Below are 18,515 nucleotides of genomic sequence, written 5' to 3'. Positions count from 1 at the left end.
CACGTCACACCTCTCCGCCTTGAATCTGACACCTGTGTCAAGTTCTAGCGTAAGCGCATGACCTACGACACGACCGTCTCCCCGCTCCTCGAACCGGCCCGTCTCGGCCCCCACGAGCTGGCGAACCGCCTGGTCATCGCCCCCATGACCCGCAACCGCGCGGAACCTGACGGCACGCCGACCCCGCTGATGGCCGAGTACTACGCCCAGCGGGCCACCGCCGGGATGATCATCGCGGAGGCGTCCACGCCGAACGCGGAAGGGCAGACGTACCCGAACATCACCGCCCTGTACACCGACCGGCACCAGGAGGGCTGGCGGCGGGTCGTCGAGGCCGTGCGGGCCGCCGGCGGCGGGCCGGTGTTCGTCCAGCTCCAGCACGGCGGCCGGGTGGGCCACCCCGACACCAACGGGCTGACCCCGGTCGCCCCCTCCCCCGTCGCGCTGCCCGAGCCGATCCACACGCCGGGCGGGCTCCGGCCGGCCGTCGTGCCACGGGAGATGACCGCCGAGGACATCGCGCGGACGGTCCGCGACTTCGCCTCCGCCGCCCGCCGCGCGGTCGACGCCGGGTTCGCCGGGGTGGAGGTGCACAGCGCCAACGGCCATCTGCTCCACCAGTTCCTCGCCTCCGGCACCAACCGGCGGACGGACGGTTACGGCGGCGGCGTCGCGGGCCGCGTCCGGTTCGCGGCGGAGGTCGTCGCCGCCGTGGTCGAGGTGATCGGGCCCGAACGGACCGGTCTGCGCGTCTCCCCCGGCAACACGGTCAACGGCATCACCGAGACCGACACCGACGCCCTCTACCCGGCCCTGCTGGCGGCCGTCGCCGGGCGGGAACCGGCGTATCTGCACCTCGCCTACGCCGATCCGGACCGGCCGCTCTTCCACCGGCTGCGGGAGCTGTGGCCGGGAACGCTGATCGCCAACCCGGTGCTGCCCGCCGACCACGTCCCCGCCGACGGCGGCCGGGCGGCCGGGGAGCGCCTCCTCGCCGCCGGGGCCGACCTCGTCGCGCTCGGCCGGCCCTTCCTCGCCAACCCCGACCTGGTCGCCCGTATCCGCGCCGGGGCTCCCGTCAACGACATCCGGGCGCGGTACGCCATGTACACCGGCGGACCCGTCGGGTACACGGACTATCCCACCTACCGGCCGGCCTCCGTCAGCGCCGCGGCCGGGCGTTGAGCCGGGCGGCCCGGCGGGTCAGGTGGTCGCGTTCGGCGAGGTCGGACGCCTTGTGGGCCGCCTCGGCGTACAGCCGGGCCGCCTTCGCCAGGTCGCCGTCGCGTTCGTGGAGGTAGGCCGCCGCCGCGGTGTGGCGGGGCAGCGCGGGGTCCAGTTCCGCGAGGGCGGCCAGCCCGGCGCGCGGCCCGTCGGCCTCGCCCACGGCGACCGCGCGGTTGAGGCGGACGACCGGACTGCCGGTCAGGCGGACGAGTTCGTCGTACCACTCCACGATCTGCGGCCAGTCGGTCTCCCCGGCGGTGGGCGCGTCGGCGTGCAGGGCGGCGACGGCGGCCTGGGCCTGGAACTCGCCCAGCCGATCGCGGGCGAGGGCGGCCTGGAGGACGGCGACGCCCTCGGCGATGGCGCCGGTGTCCCACCGGCTCCGGTCCTGCTCGGCGAGCGGCACCAGGCTGCCGTCGGGCGCGGTCCTGGCGGGGCGCCGGGCGTGGTGGAGCAGCATCAGGGCGAGCAGGCCCGCCACCTCGGGGTGGTCGACGGCCGCCGCGAGGTGGCGGGTGAGCCGGATGGCCTCGGCGGCGAGGTCGACGTCACCGGAGTAACCCTCGTTGAAGACCAGGTAGAGGACGCGCAGCACGGTGGCGACGTCGCCGGGCCGGTCGAGGCGGACGCCGGAGACGGTGCGTTTGGCGCGGCTGATGCGCTGGGCCATCGTCGCCTCGGGGACCAGGTAGGCGGCGGCGATCTGGCGGGTGGTGAGGCCGCCGACGGCGCGCAGGGTGAGGGCGACAGCGGACGACGGGGACAGGGACGGATGGGCGCACAGGAAGTAGAGCTGGAGGGTGTCGTCCGCGGCGGGGGCGGGGCCGGGCGCGGGTTCCTCCTCGACGAGGTGCTCGCGCCGGCGGCGGGCGGTGTCCGAGCGGGCCCGGTCGAGGAACTTGCGCCAGGCCACGGTGACCAGCCAGCCCCTGGGGTCCCGGGGCGGGTCGTCCGGCCAGCTCCGGACCGCCTCGACCAGGGCGTCCTGCACGGCGTCCTCGGCCGCCGCGAAGTCGGCTCCGCGGCGGACGAGGACGGCGAGGACGCCCGGGGTGAGGCGGCGGAGCAGGGCCTCGTCCATCGGCGGGGTCACTCCGTGACGGTGGGGTGCGCGGTGAGGAAGGGGCGCACCTCCAGCCACTCGTGGATCGGCCTGCCGCCGGCGCCGGGGGCCGCCGAGAGTTCCCCGGCCAGTTCGACGGCGCGGTCGTAGCCGTCGACGTCGATCACCATCCAGCCGGCGATGAGGTCCTTGGTCTCGGCGAACGGGCCGTCGGTGACCGGCGGCCGGCCCTCGCCGTCGTACCGGACCCAGGCCCCCTCGGGGGCGAGGGCCTGGCCGTCGACGAACTCCCCGGTCTCCTCCAGCCGGGCGGCGAACTCGTTCATGTACCGGATGTGCGCGGAGATCTCTTCCGGCGTCCACCGGTCCATGGGGATGTCGTTCACCGCCGCCGGGGCGCCGCGGTAGTGCTTCAGGAGCAGGTACTTGGCCATCGTGGCTCTCCTCGGTGCGGGTGCGGCCCATTGTGGCCGCGTTCACCCCGGGGACGGAGCCGGCGCCGCGTTCTCGACATCCTCGGCGGATTTTTCTCCCGGATCTCCGTGAGGGCGTCGTACGGGCGGGTCAGGCGGCCGGTTCGACCGGCAGCCACAGTTCGCACGTGGCCGTGGTGAAGTCCGCCGCGCGGTCGAGGACGGCGACGATCGACGGGCCGGGGCGCAGGCGCCACGGGTTGGCGGGGAACCACTCGGCCGCGGTCGCGGCCCAGGTGCCCTGGAGGGCCGCCGGGTACGGTCCGGCACTGCGGAAGACCGCCCACCGGCCGGCCGGCACCTCGATGGCGTCGAGGTCGTCGGGGGCGGGGGTGTCCCGGGTGACGGCGACGCCGTGCAGGTAGGTCAGTTCGGTGCCCTCGGGGGCGTCGGGGGCGAGGTCGTCGCAGACCTGGAGGAGGCCGGCGGGGTCGGTGTCGCCGAGGGATTTCAGCCGGGTGTGCTCCCGCTGCGGCAGGGCGGCGATGTGCCGCTGGATGTGCGGGTTGACGCCCTGGTGGACGAGCGGGACCCGGGCCGCGTGGCCGATCAGGCGGAACGCGGGGCGGTCGGTGATACGGGTGTCCATGGGGGTGCTCCCTTCGACGGTCAGGCGGAACCTGAGCCGGGGTTGTGTGCGCAGTGGTCCTCCGGCGCGGCGGACCTCGCGGGGCGTGGCCCCGTGGACCGCCCGGAACGCGCGTCCGAACGCCTCGGTGGAGCCGTAGCCGTGCCGGACGGCGATGGTCAGCAGGTCGTCCTCGCCCCGGACGACATCGGCGGCGGCGACGGTCATACGGCGCCGGCGCACGTACTCCGACAGGGGCAGGCCGGCCAGGGAGGAGAACATCCGGCGCAGGTGGTACTCGGTGGTGCCGAGCGCCGTGGCCAGGGCGGGGAGGTCGGGGTCCGCGGCGAGGTCCTCCTCCACGCGGCCGACCAGTTCGTTGAGCGCTGAGATCACCGCGCCTCCTTTCGGTGTCCACCGTCGCAGAGGGCGCGGTGCCCCGGCCCGATCGCCGCGGACCGGTCCGGTCGGGGCGGAGGGGACGGCGGGCGGAGGGGGCAGCGGGCGGAGGGGGCAGCGGGCGGAGGGAGTGGTTCCGCGCATGACCGGTACCCGACTTGACGGTGCGTCACCTGGCCGGGCTCGCACGTCCTGCCAGGTGGTCTCCCTACGGTGCCGTGTTCATGACAGACAACACCGACCCCCGCGTCCGGCGCCGTACCGTCCCGCTCGGTACCGGCGCGACGGCCGCCGCGCTCACCGTCGGCGCCGTGTCCGCCAAGGAAGCCGTCACCGCCGAGGCCGCGACCGCCGAAGGTGCGACCGCCGAAGGTGCGCGGACCCGCGCACCGCGCCCGTCTGCGCGCCGCCAGCCGGGGCGCTGGTGGAGCTGGGGCACTGCGACGCGCTCGGCGGGTACTCCGGCTTCGCCGGCAACAACGGCCACACCGAACCCGACAACGGCACCTTCCTCCGCGGCGGCGTCCTGACCGGCGCCGACGGCGTCGCTCGCGTCGGCACGGTCCACCCCGGCCGGTACCCCGGCCGGTACCGCGGCCGGTGCGTGCACCTGCACGTCAAGGTGCACACGGACGTCACCCTCACCCCGGACGGTTCGTTCACCGGAGGCGAGGAACTGCACACCGGCCAGCTCTTCGTCGCCGAGTCGGTCCCCCAGGCCGTCGCCGCCGTATCGCCGTACTCGGCCAACACCGTGCCGCGCACCACGCTCGCGCAGGACGGCATCCACGGAGACGGCGGCGCCGCGGCCGGCCCGATGACCGTCACCGGCTCCGTCACCGCCGGGTACACCGGCACCCTGACCCTGGGCGTCGACCAGGGCTGGGCACCCGGGCGCACCGGGGCGGCGCCGGTGCTCACGCCACCGGCGCCGCCCTCCCGGCGAGGGCGAGCAGCTCGCCGTGGACCTCGGTCACGACCTCCGCGAACCCCCGCTCCTCGCCGTCGCGGACCCAGCGCCCGAAGGCGACCCCGAAGACCGCGGTCCCGGTCTGCGCCGCCACGGTGGCCGCGAGGTCGCCGACGCCCCGGGCCCGGAGCGTGTCGGCGAGCAGCACGGCGAGGTCGGCCAGCTTGCGCAGTTCACGCTCCTGGAGGGCGGGGTTGTCGTCGACCACGGCCTTCCGCGTCCGGGAGGAGGCGCGGCGCTCCGGCGAGAAGAACGGCGCGAGGGCGCACAGGGCGCGGGCGACCGTGTCCAGCGGCGAGGCGTCGTCCGGCGTGCCGCGCACCCCGTCGAGGATCGCCTCGCTCAGCCGGTCCTGCCCGTGGAAGAGGACCTCGCGCTTGTCCTGGAAGTGCCGGAAGAAGGTCCGCTCGGTCAGCCCGACGGACTGGGCGATCTCCGTGGCCGTCGTGCGCTCGTAGCCGCGGGTCGCGAACAGTTCCAGTGCGGCCGCCTGGAGTCGTTCCGCGGTCCCGGGTTCCCATCTCGCCATGGGCACGAGTCTAGTGATGACAGCAACTGACGTGGAGGCGTACAGTGATGTCTGTGGCTGACGTCAGTCACAGACATCACTGATTCCTCTTCCAGGAGCACGTCATGCGCGTTTTCGTCACCGGGGCCTCCGGCTGGATCGGCTCCGCCGTCGTCGACGAACTGCTCACCGCGGGGCACGAGGTCACCGGGCTGGCCCGGTCCGACGCCTCCGCCGCGGCCCTGGCGGCCAAGGGCGTGCGGGTCCACCGCGGTGACCTCGACGACCCGCGGGGCATCGCCTCGGCGGCCGACGCCGCCGAGGCCGTCGTCCACCTGGCCAACAAGCACGACTTCACCGACCAGGCCGCATCGAACGCGGCCGAGCGGGCCGCCGTCCAGACCATCGGGGACGCGCTCACCGGGAGCGGGCGGCCGTTCCTGCTGGCGTCGGGGGTGGCCGGGCTGGCCCTGGGGCGGCCCGCCACCGAGAGCGACCCGAATCCGTCCCACGGCCCCGACTCGCCGCGCGGCGGCACGGAGAACCTGGCCCTGGAGTTCGTGGAGCGCGGCGTGCACAGCGTGAGCCTGCGCTTCTCGCCCACCGTGCACGGCACCGGTGACCACGGCTTCGTCTCGGTCCTCGCCGGGGTGGCCCGGGAGAAGGGCGTCTCCGCCCACCCCGGCGACGGCACCAACCGGTGGGCGGCGGTGCACGTCCGCGACGCCGCCCGGATGGTCCGCCTCGGCCTGGAGAAGGCGCCGGCCGGCTCCCGGCTGCACGCCGTCGCGGAGGAGGGCGTCAGCACCCGCGCCATCGCGGAGGCCCTCGGCCGCGCCCTCGGCCTGCCGGTCGCCCCGGTCCCCGCCGAGGACGCCGCGGACCACTTCGGCTGGATCGGCGCCTTCTTCCGCATGGACCTCGCCGCGACCAGCACCGCCACCCGGGAGCTGCTCGGCTGGACCCCGACCGGGCCGACGCTGCTGGAGGACATCGCCGCGGGGGCGTACGGGCGCCGCTGACGCCTCCGCGCCGAGGGCGGCCCCGGGCCGGGAGAAGGGCCAGGGAAAGGCTGAGGAGAGAGGCGAGGGAGACGGCATGGAAAAGGCAAGGAGAAACGACTCTCCCTGCCACTCTCAAGCTATAGCCCACCAGGGGGCTTGCGGCAAGACCCGGGGTACGGCGCAGAATCGTCGGCCGTGGCCACGACCGGCCACCGCAAGGCGACGGCGGGCCCGGCCCGCCATGGAGGTTCACGGTGAGCGAGCAGTACGTGGTCGGCCTCCGGGAGATCGCGGGGCACGGCGGTGAGGACCGGACCGCGCGCTTCGGCGGCAAGGCCGCGCACCTCGGCGAACTGGTGGGGATCGACGGCATCCGCGTACCGGACGGCTTCTGTGTGACGACGGACGCCTTCCGGGCGGCCCTGGCGGGGGCGCCGGCGGTGGACGGGCTGCTGGACCGGTCGGCGCGCACGGACCCGGACGACGCGGAGACGGTCCGCGCGCTCGGCGCGCGGCTCCGCCGGGCCGTCGAGGAGGCCCCCGTCCCGGAGGGCCTCGCGGCGGAGGTCACGGGCGCCCTGGCCCGGCTCGGCGAGCGGGACGCCTACGCCGTCCGGTCCAGCGCGACGGCGGAGGACCTGCCGACGGCCTCCTTCGCCGGGCAGCACGACTCGTACCTGAACGTGGTGGGCGCCGAGGAGGTCGTCCGGCACATCCGCCGGTGCTGGGCCTCGCTGTTCAGCGAGCGGGCCGTGCGCTACCGCCGGCGGGGCGGCGTCGACGACCGTACGGTCCGGATGGCCGTGGTCGTGCAGCGGATGGCCGACCCGCGGGCGGCGGGCGTCCTGTTCACCGCCGACCCCGTCACGGGCGACCGGCGGACCGCCACCGTGGACGCCGGTCACGGGCTGGGCGAGGCCCTGGTGTCCGGCGTGGTGAACCCGGACGTCCTCAGGGTGCGCGGCGGCGAGGTCGTGGCCCGGACGACCGCCGTCAAGGAACGGGCCGTGCGGGCGCTGCCGGGCGGCGGCACCCGGGAGGTGCCGGTCGACGCGGCGCTGCGGGAGCGGCCGGTGCTGACGGACGCGGAGGCGGTGCGGCTCGTGGAGCTGGGGCGGCGGATCGAACGGCACTTCGGCCGCCCGCAGGACATCGAGTGGTGCCTGACCGACGACGGGTTCTGGTTCGTGCAGAGCCGGCCGGTCACGACGCTCTTCCCGGTCCCCGAGGCCGGCGACGGGGAGAACCACGTCTACGTCTCCGTCGGGCACCAGCAGATGATGACCGACGCCATGAAGCCGCTGGGGCTCTCCGTGTGGCGGCTGACGGCCATGGCACCGATGCACGAGGCCGGCGGGCGGCTGTTCGTCGACGTCACCCGGCGCCTGGCCACGCCCGCGGGCCGCACCGCCCTGCTGGACCTCATGGGGCGCGGCGACCCGCTGGTCAGGGACGCGCTGGAGAGCGTGCTCGACCGGGGCGACTTCATCCCCACGCTCCCGGACGCGGCGGACGCCGGCGGACCCCCGCCCGGCGGGCCGCCCGCCCCGGTCGAGACCGACCCGGCCCTCGTCACCGAGCTGGTCGACCGCAGCCGGGCCTCCCTCGCCGCCCTGGAACGCGACATCCGCGCGCACAGCGGACCCGAGCTGTTCGACTTCCTGCTGGAGGCGTTCGCGGAACACCGGCGCGTGCTCGGCGATCCGCTGAGCTTCCGGGTCCTCATGGCGGGCATGGACGCCACCTGGTGGCTCAACGACAGGCTGGCTCGGTGGCTGGGCGAGAAGAACGCGGCCGACACCCTCACGCTGTCCGCCCCCGGCAACATCACCTCGGAGATGGGCCTGGCGCTGCTCGACGTGGCCGACGTGATCCGGCCGCATCCGGAGGTGGTGGCGTTCCTGCGGGGCGTCGGGAACGACGACGGCTTCCTGGACGAGCTGCCGAAGCACGAAGGCGGGGCCGAGGCGCGCGCCGCCCTGGAGTCCTACCTCGACCGGTACGGGATGCGCTGCACCGGCGAGATCGACATCACCCGGCCCCGGTGGCGCGAACGGCCCGCCACCCTGGTGCCCGCCCTCCTCGACAACGTCCGCAACTTCACGGCGGGGGCCGCCGCGCGGCGCTTCGAGGAGGGGCTGCGCAGGGCACGGCGGAAGGAGCAGGAGGTCCTGGAGCGGCTGCGGGCGCTGCCGGACGGCGACCGCAAGGCCGCCGAGACCAAGCGGATGATCGACCGGGTCCGGACCTTCATCGGCTACCGGGAGTACCCGAAGTACGGCATCGTCAGCCGCCTCTTCGTCTACAAGCGGGCGCTGCTCGCGGAGGCCGACCGCCTGGTGCGGGCCGGGGTGATCGGCGACCGCGAGGACGTCTCCTACCTGACCTTCGAGGAGTTCCGCGAGGCCGTGCGGACACGGCGGGTGGACGACGGGCTCGTACGGCGGCGCAGGGCGGAGTTCCGCGCCCACCAGACGCTCACCCCGCCCCGCGTCCTCACCTCGGACGGCGAGGCGGTCGACGGGGCGTACCGGCGCGACGACGTGCCGGCCGGCGCCCTCGCGGGGCTCGCGGTCTCCGCCGGGACCGTCGAGGGCCGGGCCCGGGTCGTCCTCGACCTGGCCGACGCCGACCTGGAGGCGGGCGACATCCTGGTCACGACGTACACGGACCCGAGCTGGTCACCGCTGTTCACCGGGATCGCCGGCCTGGTGACGGAGGTGGGCGGGCTGATGACCCACGGCGCGGTGATCGCCCGTGAGTACGGCCTGCCCGCCGTGGTGGGCGTGGCCGGCGCCACCCGGCTCATCGAGGACGGCCGGCGCGTCCGCGTGCACGGCGGCGACGGGTACGTGGAGATCCTGCCGCAGCCGTGACCCGCCGCCCCGGGCCCGGTGCGAGAGCGGGCCTCACCCCCTGCGGCCGGCGACGGCCGCCGCGACCGTCACCGCGGTCCCGGCGAGGAGCGGCAGCAGCGTCGCCGGGACCGCGGTGACGCCGGCACCTCGCGGTCCGGCGCGGCCCGCCGGAGGGCACCGCAGCCCGCCAGGAAGGAGACGCCGGCACAGGCGTCGAACAGCAGCAGGCCCGTGCCGTGCGGCGGGCCGGGGCACGGGTGGCGGGCCGGGGCACGGGTGGCGGGCCGGGGCACGGGTGGCGGGCCGGTCGAGCAGGGACGGCGCGGCCCGGCCGGCGTCCGCCGGCTCGTCGCGTGGCGTGACCCGGAGGGTCAGTTCCGCGCCTCCGGCCGGCAGCGGGGTCAGCCCCGCGTACGGGAGGACGAGGACGAAGGCGCTGCCGACCGACTTGCCGTCCAGGCGTCCACCCCCTCCGCCCCGATGTGCCGCGGCAGCCGCTCCGGCAGCCGCGGGTAGCGCAGCACACCCCACACGGTCAGCGCGACGGTCGGGACGGCGCCGGGCAGCGGCCACGCCCGGGACGGGGAGGAGAACACCAGAGGCGACGTCATGCCCCCGCTCGTCCGGCGGGGAGGGCGAGTGGGGAAGGGCACACCCCCGGGGCCCCGAGCACCCCGTGCCCCGGGAACCGTGTCAGCCCCCGGCCGGCTCCCGTGTCTCCTCCTGTGCCGCGACCGGGCGGTCCGGCGTGCCGGCCCGGTCGCGCAGGTGGGCGCGGACCGAGTGGGTGAGGGCCGCTGCCCACAGGGCGTACAGGGCCGCGTAGAGGAGGACGGCGGGGGTGCCGGAGAGGCGGGCCCAGTCGCTGTTGACCAGGGTGCGGACGTTGGTGACGACGATGACACCGCCGACCGCCGAGCCGAGGACGCGGGGCGGGAGGACGCGGACCAGCCAGGCGGCGATCGGCGCGGCGATGAGGCCGCCGAGGAGGAAGGCGAGCACCCAGGACCACTCGATGCCCCGGGAGCCGAGGGAGAGGAGGAAGCCGAGGCTCGCGGCGACGGCCACCAGGAACTCGCCGGTGTCGACGGAGCCGATCACCTTGCGGGGCTCCAGCCGCCCGCCGGCGAGCAGGGCGGGGGTGCCGACCGGGCCCCAGCCGCCCCCGCCGGTGGCGTCGAGGAACCCGGCGACCAGGCCGAGGGGGGTCAGGAAGCGCCGGCGCAGCGGTGTGCCGAGGCGCTGCTCGGGCAGGCCGCGCAGGGTGAACCGGGACATGACGTACACACCGAGGCCGAGCAGGACCACCGACATCGCCGGTTCGGCGACCTCGGTGGAGAGCCGGGTCAGGACCGTCGCGCCGAGGAAGGAGCCGGCGGCGCCGGGGACGCCGATCCGGACGACCACCTTCCAGTCGACGTTGCCGAAGCGCCAGTGCGAGACACCGGACATCAGGGTGGTGCCGATCTCGGCGAGGTGGACCGTGGCGGAGGCGGCGGCCGGGTTGGTGCCCATGGCCAGCAGCAGGGTGGTGGAGGTGACGCCGTAGGCCATGCCGAGGCTGCCGTCGACGAGCTGGGCGCCCAGGCCGGCGAGGGCGAGCAGTACCAGCGTGCGCATGAGGGGCCCGCCGTCCTTTCCCGGTGTCGGTGTCGTTTCCCTGGCTTTCCCACCGGAGAGGTGGGGAACAGCAGGGACGAGGGTAGGGCACCGACCTGAGCGGGGCCTGAGAGCCGGACACACCCCCTGCCACCTGGTCATATGACCATTCGGGGGTCCGCTGTACACAATGGGGCGGCACATGAACAGCGCATGAACCCGCGCCGACCGGAGGCGCGCGAGGGGAGGAGCTCCGCCTTGGAGCCGACCAGACGTACCTTCAGCGCCCTCGCGGGCACCACCCTTCTCGGCCTGGTGCTCGGCGGCGGCAGCAGCGGGGCGGCGCCCGACTCCGCGGGCGGCACCGTCCCGACCGGTCCGCCGCCGCCCCGGCCCCGCGCGGACGGGGTCCGCCACCAGGTCGGCCGCGACCGGTACTCGCTGCTGGTGGACGGGCGCCGGCTGGTGCTGTGGCCGGGCGAGCTGCACCCCTTCCGGCTGCCGGGCCCCACGCTGTGGCGGGACGCCCTGGAGAAGATGCGGGCGCACGGCTACAACGCGGTCGAGGTCCCGGTCGCCTGGAACGTCCACTCCCCCGCCCCCGGCCGCTACGACTTCACCGGCGTCCGCGACCTCGACCTGTTCCTGCGCACCGCCGCCGGGGCCGGGCTGTACGTGGTGCTGCGGCCGGGGCCGTACATCGGCGCCGACGTCGACGGCGGCGGGCTGCCCGGCTGGCTGGCGGCGACCGGGGCCCGGCCCCGGACCACCGACCCGGAGTACCTGCGGCACGCCGACGCCTGGCTGGCCCGGGTCGACGCGACGGCCCGGCGCCACCTGTACACGCGGGGCGAGGGCACCGTCCTGCTCTACCGGCTGGAGGAACCCGGCGACTCCGCCGACGCGCGGGCGCTGGCCGCGCACGTCCGCCGGAGGGTGCGGGCGGACGGCATCGACGTGCCGCTGGTGTCCGGGCCGGCGCGGGCGCGGCGGACCTCGGGGCCGGCGGAGGAACGGCGGCTGCGGCTCGCGGACCTCGCGGCCGGCACGGTCGTGCCGGCCGGATCACTGGCCTTCGGCGGGATCAACGCGGGGTGGCTGGGCGCGCCGGCGCTGCCCACCCGGTACGACGAGGGGGCCGTCTTCGACGGGGGACGCAAGCCGACGCCGCGCCTGGAGCCGGTGCACCAGCTCGGGCACCTGGTGCGGCACGTGCCGGACCTCGCCCGGCTGGAGCCGGCCGCGCGGGTGCGGGCGGGCGACCGCCGGATCGCGGTGGACCACCTCGCCAACCCGGACACCGGCACCCAGGTGTTCGTGCTGCGCAACGACTCCGGCGAGGAGGTCACCACCACCTTGCCGGGCACCCCCGTGGCGGCGCCGGTGACCGTCGCCGCGCGGGACGCCAAGCTGCTCGCCGCCGGGCTGCGGATGGGCGGTGAGCGCAGGCTGGCGTACTGCACCGCGCAGCCGGTGCTGTTCCTGAGCGACGTGGGCGGCCGGGACATCGCGGTGTTCGCCGGGCGGCACGGCGAGATCGCGCAGGTGGTCCTGGACGTCCCGAGCGAACCGGAGACCACCCGCCTGGACACGGAGGCCGCCTGGGCGTACGACCACGGCCGGCTCAATGTGTCGGTGCCGCTCGGCGCCGGCGGGCTCGCCCGGGTGTCGGTGGTGGGCGGCGGTTCCGGCCGGCCGCTGCTCCTGCTGTTCACCGACGACGCGGGCGCGCTGCGGATGTGGCCGTACGAGACGGAGGCCGGCCCGTTCCTCGTGTACGGCCCGGCGCTGCTGCGCGGCGTGGAACCGGCCGGCGCCACCGCGCACCTCACCGGTGACGTCCGGGCCGCGACGGGGCTGGAGGTCTGGGGGCCGCGCGGGCTGACCGGCGTCACCTGGAACGGCGCCGCGCGGCGGACGCGGACGAGCCGGGCCGGCAGCCTCACCGTCGAGGGACTGCTGCCGGGCGCGCCCCCGGTGCAGCCGCCGGCGCTGGGCGGCTGGCGGCGGCGGACCGGCAACCCGGAGGCCGGCCCGGACTTCGACGACGGCGACTGGACGCGCGCGGACCGCACGGAGTCGCACAGCGCCACGCCCGTGCCGGAGGGCGGGCCCGTCCTCTTCGCCGACGACCACGGCTGCCACTACGGCGACGTCTGGTACCGGGCTCGGCTGACGGGTACCGCCGGTCTCACCTCGGTGACGCTGGCCCACCGCACCGGCCCGGACGGGCTGGTCCTGGCCTGGCTGGACGGGGAGCCGCTGGGCTGCGGGCACGGCGGCGCCGGGGAGACCGAGACCCGGCTGCGGCTGCCCGGGAAGCTCCGGGAACGCTTCGAGGACGAGGACGGGACCGGTGCCCCCGACGCGGTGCTGTCCGTGCTGGTCCGGCCGGGGCCGCACGACGGGCTCGGGACGGCGCGCGGGCTGGTGTCCGCCCGGTTCGGCGGGGCCACGCCCCGGGCCGCGTGGCGGATACGCGGGGCGGCCGGCACGGACGCCGTGCGCGGGCCGCTCAACACCGGCGGGCTGTACGGGGAACGGCGGGGCTGGCACCTGCCGGGCCTGGACGAGCGCGGCTGGACGGCCGTGCGGTCGACACGGACCGGGCGGCGCCAGGGTGAGACCTGGCTGCGGACCGCGTTCCGTCCGGATCTCCCCGCGGGCGTCGACGCCACCTTCGGGCTGGTCCTGGAGGACGACGCCCCGGACCGCGCCTACCGCGTGCAGATCTTCCTCAACGGCTGGAACATCGGCCAGTACGCGGGCGACCGGACCGGCGCCCAGCACACCTTCGTCCTGCCGAACGGCATCCTGCGCCCCCGGGAGACCAACACCCTCGCCCTCGCGGTGCTCGCGGAGGGCACGACCGGGGCCGGGCCGCGTGCCGTGCGGCTGACCGTGCTGGGCGGCGCGGCCGGCGGGGTGCCGGTGGAACCGGTCGCCGCCCCCGGCCGCGCCTGACCTCAGGCCAGCCGGATCACGTTCCAGGACAGCGGCTCCAGTACGGCGGTGAGCCGGCCGTCCGCGAGGGCGGTGCCGTCGACGGGGTGCGGGACGACCCGCTCCGGCTCGGCGGCGGTATTGCGGGCGTCCGGGTCGGCGTCCGCGAGGGCGCTGTGCTCGACGACCTCGGTGAGGTCCAGCCCGTTGAGGGCGACGTCGAGGGGGAGCGCGTCGGTGCGGGACCGGTTGACGGCGAAGACGGTGACCGTGCCGTCACCGGCGCGCACGGCGGTGGCGTGCAGCAGGTCGGTCTCGCCGTACTTCGCCGTCTGGTACGTCGGTGAGTCCACGCGGACGTCGAGGACCTCGCCGCGGCCGTGCTTCGACGCCTGCGCGAAGGGGAAGAAGGTGGTCTGCCGCCAGGCCGCGCCGCCGGGCTCGGTCATGATCGGGGCGATGACGTTGACGAGCTGGGCGAGGCAGGCGACGGTGACGCGGTCGGCGTGCCGCAGCAGGGCGATGAGCAGCGAGCCGAAGACCACGGCGTCCAGGACGCTGTAGTTGTCCTCCAGCAGGCGCGGTGCCTCCGGCCAGTCCAGGGCGGCGACCTCGGCCTGCGACCGGGACATGTACCAGACGTTCCACTCGTCGAAGGAGAGGTTGATCTTCTTCTTCGACTTCAGGCGGGCGCCGATGTGGTCGCAGGTGGCGACGACGTTCTCGATGAACGACTCCATGTCCACGGCCGAGGCGAGGAAGGAGTCGACGTCGCCGTCGAGGGGCTCGTAGTAGGCGTGCAGGGAGATGAAGTCGACGAGGTCGTACGTCTCCTTCAGGACCGTCGCCTCCCACTCGGCGAAGGTCTCCATGGACTGGCCGGAGGAACCGCAGGCGACCAGTTCGACACCGGGGTCCGCCTGGCGCATGGCGCGGGCGGTCTCGGCGGCGACCCGGCCGTACTCCTCGGCGGTCTTGTGGCCGGTCTGCCAGGGGCCGTCCATCTCGTTGCCCAGGCACCACAGCCGGATGCCGAAGGGGTCCTTGTCGCCGTGCCCGGCGCGGAGGTCGGACAGGGCGGTGCCGGCCGGGTGGTTGGCGTACTCCTGGAGTTCCAGGGCCTCGGCGACGCCGCGGGTGCCGAGGTTGACGGCCATCATCGGCTCGGCCTGGGGGCCGATCTTCCGCAGGAAGGCGATGTACTCGGAGAGGCCGAAGCGGTTGGTCTCCGTCGAGCGCCAGGCGAGGTCGAGGCGGCGGGGGCGGTCCTCGACGGGGCCTACGGAGTCCTCCCACTTGTACCCGGAGACGAAGTTGCCGCCGGGGTAGCGGATGGCGGTGACGCCGAGTTCCCTGACCAGGTCCAGGACATCGGTGCGCAGGCCCGCCTCGTCGGCGGTGGGGTGGCCGGGTTCGTAGATGCCGGTGTAGACGCAGCGGCCGAGGTGTTCGACGAAGCTGCCGAAGAGGCGGGGGTTCACTTCGGCGACGGTGAAGGCGGGGTCGAGGGTGAAGCGGGCGGTGCGCATCTTTTCCTTCCGGAAGAGGGAGAGGGGAGGGGGAGGGGGAACGCGGCCTACTGGCCGGCGAGTCCGGTGTGGGCCACGCCTGCCACGATCTGGCGCTGGAAGAAGACGAAGACGACGATCAGCGGCAGGCCCGCCAGCAGACCGCCGGCCATGAGCTGGGACCACTGGATGCCGTAGGAGTTCATGACGGTCGCGATGCCGTTCGGCATGGTCATCAGGTCGGGGTTGTTGGTGACCATGTACGGCCACAGGAAGTTGTTCCAGGAGCTGATGAAGGTGAAGATGCCGACCGCCGCGAGGGAGGGGCGGGAGAGCGGCAGGATGATGGTGAAGAAGACCCGCCAGCGGCCCGCGCCGTCGATGAACGCGGCCTCCTCCAGTTCGCGCGGGACGCCCTGGAAGAACTTGTAGAGGATGTACACCATCGCGGCGGGCGCGCACTGCGGCAGGATCATGCCCCAGTAGGTGTCGACCATCCCCATCTGCTGGACCGTGGTGAACAGCGGGACGCCGAGCACGGCCGGGGAGATCATCAGTCCCGCCATCACGATGCCCATCAGCAGGCCCTTGCCGCGGAACTCGGTGCGGGCGAAGCCGTAGCCGGCGAGGGAGGAGACCAGCAGCACGACGGCGGTCACGCAGACCGACACCACCAGGGAGTTGACGAACCAGTCGGTGATGTTGCCGGTCTCGAAGATGCCCGACCAGGCCTGGCCGGTCCACTTCTCCGGCAGCCAGTGCGTGGGCACCTCGACGGACTCGGTCTCCGACTTCAGCGAGGTGAACAGCGCCCACAGCAGGGGTGCCAGCAGTACGGCGGAGACGGCGGCGCCGAGCGCGGTGAGGACGATCTGGCCGGCGCTCCAGGACCGCCGGCGGGTCCCTGTGACGGTGGTGGTGGTCATCGGCCGCCCTCCTCACGGTTGCGCAGCAGCCACATCCGCCCGAGGGCGACGGCCGCGATGAGCACGAAGAAGATGATGGAGATCGCGGAGGCGTAGCCCACGCGGTAGCTGGTGAAGCCCTGTTCGAGGGTGTACTGCACGAAGGTGCGGGTGGAGTCCTCGGGGCCGGTGGTGAAGTCCATCATCACCACGGCCTGGTCGAAGACCTGGAGCGAGGCGAGGATCTGCAGCGCGATGACCAGGCCGGTGATGTTGCGCAGCATCGGCAGGGTGATGTGGACCATCCGGTGCCAGGCGTTCGCGCCGTCCAGGCGGGCCGCCTCGTAGAGGTGGGCGGGGATGCCCTGGAGGGCGGCGAGGTAGAGCAGGAAGCTGAAGCCGACCGTCCACCACAGGGTGCAGATGACGACGGCGAGCATGGCGTACGACTTGTCGGTCAGCCACGGGGTGTCGAGTCCGAAGACGTGGTTGACCATGCCGTTGCCCGGGTTGAACAGCCACTGCCACAGGTTGCCCGCGACCGTGGAGGGCAGCAGGAACGGCAGGAAGAAGCAGAGCCGCCACAGCCACGTGCCGCGCTCGATGTGGTGGGCGAGCATCGCGAGGAGGAAGGCGAGGACCGCGATGCAGGGCACGACCAGCAGCGTGAAGAAGGCGCTGTGGCCGAGCGCGTCCCACATCAGCGGGTCGTCGAGGGCCTCGCGGTAGTTGGCGAGGCCGACGAAGCGCGCGCCGTCGCCGGAGATGTTGGCGTCGGTGAAGCTGAGCCAGACGCCGCGCAGCAGCGGCCAGATCACGAAGAGCGCGAACAGCAGCAGGAACGGCGCGACGAACCAGCCGCCGTGCTGGAGGCCCTGCTTGCGGCGGACGGCCGCGCCGGCCGCGGCGGCCCGCGCGCGGGCCGGGCGGCGGACGACGGTCTCGGCGCTGGTGGTCGTCACGCGAGCGCACCTCCCTCGGCGGCGGTCCTGCCGTCCATCGGGTTCTTCATGGCGAGCAGCGTGGCCAGGGTGCTCTTCATCCGGCGGGCGACGGCGTCCGGCCTCGCCGAGCCGGTGGTCGAGGAGACGACGACCGGGCCGACGCGCTGGGCGAGGATGCCGGTCGAGCCGGCGAACCACACCTTGGGCTCGGTGGCCTGGTGGTCCATCGCCGTGGCGTACTCGTTCTGCGGCTGGAGCTTTCGGTACGCGGCGGTGGTGAGGGTCGGTGTGTAGGCGGGGATGTGCCCGCCGGCCGCCCACTGCCGGGCGTGCTGGACGACGTAGGCGGCGAGGCGGTGGGCGCCCTCGTCGGTGGCGCCGCCGCGGCCCGCCTGGTGCGGCAGCACGAAGGAGTGCGACTCGGCGTGGGTGGCGGGCCGGCCGAAGACCGGGGGCAGCGGTACGGCCCCGTAGTCGACCTTCGCGCTGTCGAAGACCGGCACCGACCAGTTGCCCTCCCAGCAGAAGGGGGAGCCGTTGACGAACTGCTCGGCGCCCGCGTTGCCGCCGAAGCCCGGGTCGGCGTAGCCGTCGGTGAGGTGCCGGCGCAGGAACTCCAGGACCTGGGTGGCCTTGTCGGTGTCGAAGGTGACCTCGGTGTTGTCGGCGCTGAACCAGGTGCCGCCGAGCTGGGTGTAGAAGGCGACGAAGAACCACCACTGGAAGTTCATGTCGTTGTGCCAGAGGCCGATGGTCTGCAGGCCCTTCTCGGTGGCCGCCCTGGCCTCCTTCAGCATCGCGAACCACTCGTCGACGGAGGTGGGCGCCACCATGCGGCCGTCGGCGCCGAGCAGGCCCGCCTTTCCCAGCACGTCCTTGCGGTAGAAGCAGAGCTGGACATGGATGTCGAGGGGCAGGGCGTAGAGCTTGCCGTCGATGACGGCGCGCTTCCACAGCGCGGGGTTGAAGTCCTGCTCGCGCACGCCGTACTTGGCGAGGAGGTCCAGGTCCCAGGGGTCCAGGAGACGGCCGGGCGCGAAGCCGGTCACGCGGCCCAGGTGCATCACGCCCAGTTCCGGCGCACGGTTGCCGGCGGCGGCCATGGCGAGCTTGGTGTAGAAGGGGCTGCCCCACTGGAGGGTGGAGTCCTTCACCTCGATGCCCGGGTTGTCCGCGCGGAAGGAGTCCAGCATCGCGATCATGTTGTAGCCGTCGCCGCCGCTGAAGAGATTCCAGTAGCGCACACGGGTGTCCGCCCCGGAGGCGAGCGCGTCGGCCCCGGTACCGAGCGCCGCGAAGCCGAAGCTTCCGGCGACCGTCAGCCCGCCGAGCCCGGCGAGCAGTTGCCTGCGATTCAGGCCAGGTCGTCCCATGCCCTGCCCCATCTGTTCGGTGTCCACTGTTCCGCACACGTTCGATATGTCGAATGGCGCTCGTAACTTCGAACGGACCGTAAAGTCGAACACCGTGCGCGTCAATGGGTTGGACACGATGACGCGAACATCCACAGGCGCGTACGCTCGGAACGCCGCGAAGGGGCGGGCCG

General features: G+C 74.3%; 14 protein-coding genes and 1 pseudogene. 5 read left to right on the top strand and 10 right to left on the bottom strand.

Annotated elements, in window-relative coordinates:
• Positions 1-57: 57 nt before the first annotated feature.
• Positions 58-1,185 carry an alkene reductase gene (locus Sdagh_RS30545; RefSeq protein ID WP_190077612.1) on the top strand — a complete coding sequence of 376 codons (1,128 nt, stop codon included), beginning with the start codon at positions 58-60 and terminating at the stop codon, positions 1,183-1,185.
• Here Sdagh_RS30545 and Sdagh_RS30540 read toward each other — a convergent pair.
• From Sdagh_RS30540 to Sdagh_RS30530, 3 genes are all read right to left on the bottom strand, one after another.
• Positions 1,163-2,308: an RNA polymerase sigma factor gene (locus Sdagh_RS30540; protein WP_190077656.1), complete on the bottom strand. Its 1,146-nt coding sequence runs from the start codon at positions 2,306-2,308 to the stop codon at positions 1,163-1,165. The genes Sdagh_RS30545 and Sdagh_RS30540 overlap by 23 nt on opposite strands.
• A gap of 8 nt (positions 2,309-2,316) precedes the next feature.
• Positions 2,317-2,724, bottom strand: coding sequence for a YciI family protein (locus Sdagh_RS30535; protein ID WP_189412991.1), 408 nt, complete (start codon positions 2,722-2,724; stop codon positions 2,317-2,319).
• Positions 2,725-2,854: 130 nt separating this feature from the next.
• Positions 2,855-3,727 (bottom strand): AraC family transcriptional regulator, encoded by an 873-nt coding sequence (locus Sdagh_RS30530; RefSeq protein ID WP_190077611.1) that lies wholly within the window; start codon positions 3,725-3,727, stop codon positions 2,855-2,857.
• A 227-nt stretch (positions 3,728-3,954) separates the two neighbouring features.
• Here Sdagh_RS30530 and Sdagh_RS30525 point away from each other — a divergent pair.
• Positions 3,955-4,613 (top strand): annotated as a pseudogene (locus Sdagh_RS30525) (dioxygenase family protein); the annotation flags it as partial.
• A gap of 34 nt (positions 4,614-4,647) precedes the next feature.
• Here the strand turns inward: Sdagh_RS30525 and Sdagh_RS30520 are convergent.
• Positions 4,648-5,229 (bottom strand): TetR/AcrR family transcriptional regulator, encoded by a 582-nt coding sequence (locus tag Sdagh_RS30520; RefSeq protein ID WP_190077610.1) that lies wholly within the window; start codon positions 5,227-5,229, stop codon positions 4,648-4,650.
• A 104-nt stretch (positions 5,230-5,333) separates the two neighbouring features.
• Between Sdagh_RS30520 and Sdagh_RS30515 the strand changes: the two genes are divergently transcribed.
• Together Sdagh_RS30515 and rph are read left to right on the top strand one after the other, a co-directional pair.
• A complete protein-coding gene (locus Sdagh_RS30515; RefSeq protein ID WP_190077609.1) occupies positions 5,334-6,230 on the top strand; it encodes an SDR family oxidoreductase in 897 nt (298 codons plus the stop codon).
• 236 nt (positions 6,231-6,466) lie between these two features.
• Complete coding sequence (gene rph / locus Sdagh_RS30510) at positions 6,467-9,088, top strand: rifamycin-inactivating phosphotransferase (protein ID WP_190077608.1); 2,622 nt, start codon at positions 6,467-6,469, stop codon at positions 9,086-9,088.
• A 383-nt stretch (positions 9,089-9,471) separates the two neighbouring features.
• Here rph and Sdagh_RS30505 read toward each other — a convergent pair whose 3' ends face one another.
• Together Sdagh_RS30505 and Sdagh_RS30500 are read right to left on the bottom strand one after the other, a co-directional pair.
• The gene (locus tag Sdagh_RS30505) at positions 9,472-9,681 is read right to left on the bottom strand and encodes a hypothetical protein (protein WP_226535970.1); all 210 of its coding nucleotides are present in this window, start codon (positions 9,679-9,681) and stop codon (positions 9,472-9,474) included.
• An 82-nt stretch (positions 9,682-9,763) separates the two neighbouring features.
• Positions 9,764-10,690 carry a sulfite exporter TauE/SafE family protein gene (locus tag Sdagh_RS30500; RefSeq protein WP_189412982.1) on the bottom strand — a complete coding sequence of 309 codons (927 nt, stop codon included), beginning with the start codon at positions 10,688-10,690 and terminating at the stop codon, positions 9,764-9,766.
• A 237-nt stretch (positions 10,691-10,927) separates the two neighbouring features.
• Between Sdagh_RS30500 and Sdagh_RS30495 the strand changes: the two genes are divergently transcribed.
• The gene (locus Sdagh_RS30495; RefSeq protein ID WP_226535968.1) at positions 10,928-13,633 is read left to right on the top strand and encodes a beta-galactosidase; all 2,706 of its coding nucleotides are present in this window, start codon (positions 10,928-10,930) and stop codon (positions 13,631-13,633) included.
• A 2-nt stretch (positions 13,634-13,635) separates the two neighbouring features.
• Here Sdagh_RS30495 and arfA read toward each other — a convergent pair whose 3' ends face one another.
• From arfA to Sdagh_RS30475, 4 genes are read right to left on the bottom strand one after another with little or no spacing between them, the layout of a single operon-like run.
• Positions 13,636-15,141, bottom strand: coding sequence for an arabinosylfuranosidase ArfA (arfA, locus tag Sdagh_RS30490; RefSeq protein WP_189412978.1), 1,506 nt, complete (start codon positions 15,139-15,141; stop codon positions 13,636-13,638).
• 47 nt (positions 15,142-15,188) lie between these two features.
• Entirely contained in the window at positions 15,189-16,046 is an 858-nt protein-coding gene (locus tag Sdagh_RS30485; RefSeq protein ID WP_190007922.1) for a carbohydrate ABC transporter permease, read from the bottom strand.
• Positions 16,043-16,987, bottom strand: a complete 945-nt coding sequence (locus tag Sdagh_RS30480; RefSeq protein ID WP_189412975.1) for a carbohydrate ABC transporter permease — start codon at positions 16,985-16,987, stop codon at positions 16,043-16,045. Before Sdagh_RS30480 ends, Sdagh_RS30485 begins: the two co-directional genes overlap by 4 nt.
• Entirely contained in the window at positions 16,984-18,342 is a 1,359-nt protein-coding gene (locus Sdagh_RS30475; protein ID WP_189412972.1) for an extracellular solute-binding protein, read from the bottom strand. Before Sdagh_RS30475 ends, Sdagh_RS30480 begins: the two co-directional genes overlap by 4 nt.
• Between the last annotated feature and the right edge of the window lie 173 nt (positions 18,343-18,515).

The sequence above is a fragment of the Streptomyces daghestanicus genome, assembly GCF_020521275.1.
Classification (GTDB): domain Bacteria; phylum Actinomycetota; class Actinomycetes; order Streptomycetales; family Streptomycetaceae; genus Streptomyces; species Streptomyces griseoviridis.
Note: the sequence above shows the minus strand (reverse complement) of the source record. Positions and strands in the feature narration are given on the sequence as shown.